Source organism: Kamptonema sp. UHCC 0994, from assembly GCF_029167235.1.
GTDB lineage: Bacteria > Cyanobacteriota > Cyanobacteriia > Cyanobacteriales > Microcoleaceae > Kamptonema.
Window position 1 is genome coordinate 1 of record NZ_JARFTR010000075.1, and the last position, 3,883, is coordinate 3,883.

Below are 3,883 nucleotides of genomic sequence, written 5' to 3' on the forward strand. Positions count from 1 at the left end.
TTTCTTTACCGCCAGGATGGCGGCGTTACGTAATCGTGCGTAAGTCCTGCAAGATTATTAGCAGGAGGCGGGAGGCAGGAGGAAAATACAATAATAAAAAGGGTTTGGGGGGATTGAGAATCTCCTAACCGTTGTGACTGACTCTCAGCAAAACGCACAGTTTAAGCTACAACAAAATTAACCAACTTTCCCGGAACCACAATCACTTTTTTAATCTCCTTACCTTCAATGTAACGCTGTGCAACCTCCGACTCACGAGCATACTTTTCTAAAGTATCCTTATCAGCATTAGCAGGAACTTGCATTGTACCGCGAGTTTTACCCATAATCTGAATCACCAGCGTAATTTCATCAGCAACTAAAGCAGACCGATCCGCAACAGGCCAAGTTTGATGATGTACAGATTCACTATTGCCAATAATCTCCCATAATTCCTCAGCAATATGCGGCGAAAAAGGTGCTAAAAGCAGAATTAACGTTCTAATACCTTCAGCATAAATCGGCGAATCTTTACAAGTAGAATCGCTAATAGCATTACTCAGTTTCATCATTTCTGAGACAGCCGTATTAAATTGATAATCCCCCTCCAAATCCTCCGTTACTTCCTTAATTGCCGTATGAATTGCCCGCCGCAAATCCTTTTCAGCTTTGCTCAAAGAGGTAGGAATCTCCTCCTGTTTACCAACAGAATTGGGAAGAGTAGCACCAAACTCTGTCACCAACCGCCAAACGCGATTTAAAAAGCGAAATTGCCCTTCAACATCAGCATCATCCCACTCCAAATCTTTCTCCGGTGGCGCTTTAAATAAAATAAACATTCGCGCCGTATCTGCCCCATATTTAGCCATTACTTCCAAGGGGTCAACGCCATTATATTTCGATTTGGACATCTTTTCATAAAAGACTTCCAAGGCTTCGCCGGTCTGCGGATCTTTAGGATTAGTAGAGTCTATGTTTGCTGAGGGAACGTATTTCTTAGTCACGGGATTTTTATACGTAATTCCCTGTACCATTCCTTGAGTTAATAACCGCTGGAATGGTTCGTCAAAATTAATCAAACCGCAGTCTCGCAACACCTTGGTAAAGAAGCGCGAATACAACAAGTGTAAAATTGCGTGTTCAATTCCTCCTACATATTGATCTATTGGCATCCAGTCATTAGTCTTCGCGGAATCAAACACGCTTTGCTCGTTATTAGCATCGGGAAAACGCAAGAAATACCAGGAAGAATCAATAAACGTATCCATCGTGTCAGTCTCCCGCTTTGCAGGGGTTCCGCAACTAGGACAAGGCACATTTACCCAATCTTCTAACTGTGCTAAAGGCGAACCACCGCGCCCTGTAAATTTCACATTTTCTGGCAATAATACAGGCAAATCTTCATCAGGTACAGATACAGTTCCGCACTGAGGACAGTGAATCACGGGAATAGGTGCGCCCCAATAACGTTGACGAGAAATCAACCAATCTCGCAAGCGATATTGCACTCGTGCTTTGCCATAATCTTGATTTTCAGCGTGGCGAATAATAGCTTCTTTCCCCTTAGTTGAAGCCATGCCATTAAACTCGCCGGAATTAATCATAATTCCAGGTTCAGTATAAGCTGCGGTCAGTGGAAGTTCATCATCATCCACAATTACAACTTTAATTGGCAACTGATTTTGATTAGCAAATACAAAATCCCGCGTATCATGAGCAGGTACGCCCATAACTGCGCCAGTGCCGTATTCAAACAGGACATAATCAGCAATCCAAATCGGTATTTCCTCACCCGTAAATGGATTGATCGCTTTGCCACCAGTAGGAATACCGCGCTTGGGTTTATCTTCCGCTGTTCGCTCTAATTCACTTTGGGTAGAAACTTCTTTAATAAAAGCTTCTACGGCCGTCACTCTTTCAGTTGTTGTTACTTGCTTTGTTAAAGGATGTTCCGGTGCAAGGACAATATAAGTGACACCATAAACCGTATCAGGTCTAGTAGTAAACACGCCTATTTTTTCATCCATTCCCACAATTGGAAATTCTAAATAAGCGCCTACAGATTTGCCAATCCAGTTAGCTTGCATTAACTTAACTCTTTCCGGCCAACCTGTTAATTTATCCAGGTCATTTAATAATTGTTCGGCATAGTCGGTAATTTTTAAGAACCACTGGCGCAACATTTTGCGCTCGACTATTGCACCGGAACGCCAAGAACGCCCCTGACTATCAACTTGTTCATTTGCTAATACTGTCCGATCGATTGGGTCCCAGTTAACTGCGGCTTCTTTTTGATAAGCCAATCCAGCTTTGAAAAATTGTAAAAACAGCCATTGCGTCCAACGATAATAATTAGGAGAACAGGTCGCAACTTCTCGGTTCCAGTCAATAGAAAAGCCGAGTTGTTGCAATTGATATCTCATCTGCTCAATGTTTTGATATGTCCACTTTGCGGGGGGAATACGCCGCTCGATCGCGGCATTTTCTGCGGGAAGCCCAAAAGCATCCCACCCCATCGGATGGAGCACGCGATAGCCTTGCATTCGCTTGAGTCTGGCAATTACGTCGGTGATCGTGTAGTTGCGGACGTGACCCATGTGCAGATTGCCAGATGGGTACGGGAACATGGACAGGGCATAAAATTTAGGTTTGTCTGAGGTTTCTGGCGTTTTGTCTAAGCCTTGTTCAGTCCAAGCCTTCTGCCATTTTTGCTCGATGGATAAGGGGGTGTATGGTTGCACGGAAGTCTCTCTTGCTTAGTCAGTCATATTTATCTTTACTATAGCGGTTAATTGTTAACTGTTAACTGTTAACTGTTAGCGGTTAACTGGTAACTGGTAATCGCTAATTAAAAGTAGTACGTAGCCAATTGAAAACTGCTATTTCACATATAGTATAATTATTTAATTGATTTAATCTATAGTTTTGACGGCCATCGCCCTATCAAATTAACAATCGAATGGATTTGGAAATACCGACAGAGTTTTGGCAGGGAGTCCAACAGTTTAACGATCGCGAGTTCTACGCTTGCCACGATACCCTAGAAGCCTTATGGATGGAAGCAAGCGAACCCCAGAAAAGATTTTATCAAGGAATCTTGCAAATTGCAGTTGCACTCTACCACTTAGGCAATCGCAACTGGCGCGGTGCAGTAATATTACTGGGAGAAGGAATAAATCGGCTGAACTATTATCAGCCAACTTATGCCGAAATTAACGTTGAAGACTTGATCGGGCACAGCGCTAAACTGTTGAGTGCTCTGCAACAGGCTGGCCCAGAGAAAGTAACTGATTTTCTGCCAATGTTAACAGGTGTAGAGGTTTTAGGGAGTTTGGAGTTGCCGAAAATTTGCAAGGTGACGGCGAATTAACTGTAAGTTGGGTCGCAGGGAGAAGGAAAAAAGCGATAAAATCCTTCCAGTTTCGGCAAATCAGCAAAATAGTGCATTGATTAGGCGGTTGTATTGCTAGGATGATTGGTTGACACTCCCCGGTCTAAAGACACGGGGATTCTTAAGGATAAACTTTGGGGGATGAATCCCACCAAAGTTTAATTCTTAAAGGGTTTGTCAGCAACCCGCTACCCACTCGCTCGATAATTGAGTCTATGGCTACTTTTGATTTTCTAATGATATTTCCTGCGCCGTTAGTATCTGCATTGATTAACAATCCAGTGCTAGAACGGTACAAACCTCGCTTAATTCTTTTACCTGATGGTTGCCAATTGTCGGGTTTTTCACCGACTTTCACTGGCAACAAATCTCGATCTAAGAAGCTGGCTTTTGATGTGTAAGATTCGTCTTGCTCTACAAATCGCCAGCCTAGAGAGTCGCACTCTTGTTGCAATCTATCTTTAACTTTAGCGGTAGGGATTTGGACAAAGTTCTGATTGGTTATTCCACCCA

Annotated in this window: 2 protein-coding genes and 1 pseudogene; 1 reads left to right on the forward strand and 2 read right to left on the reverse strand. The window is 43.1% G+C overall.

Translation table 11 applies throughout. From position 1 onward, the window contains the following. Nucleotides 1-161: 161 nt before the first annotated feature. The gene (gene leuS / locus PY364_RS07435; protein ID WP_275521606.1) at nt 162-2,720 is read right to left on the reverse strand and encodes a leucine--tRNA ligase; all 2,559 of its coding nucleotides are present in this window, start codon (nt 2,718-2,720) and stop codon (nt 162-164) included. Between the two features lie 218 nt (nt 2,721-2,938). Between leuS and PY364_RS07440 the strand changes: the two genes are divergently transcribed. After that, entirely contained in the window at nt 2,939-3,349 is a 411-nt protein-coding gene (locus tag PY364_RS07440; RefSeq protein ID WP_275521607.1) for a DUF309 domain-containing protein, read from the forward strand. A gap of 142 nt (nt 3,350-3,491) precedes the next feature. Here PY364_RS07440 and PY364_RS07445 read toward each other — a convergent pair. Beyond that, a pseudogene (locus PY364_RS07445) lies at nt 3,492-3,883 on the reverse strand (RNA-guided endonuclease TnpB family protein); the annotation flags it as partial.

What these genes read in the sequence shown, in the direction of transcription:
- PY364_RS07440 (WP_275521607.1), top strand. Translation starts at nt 2,939, where the DNA reads ATGGATTTGGAAATACCGACAGAGTTTTGGCAGGGAGTCCAACAGTTT.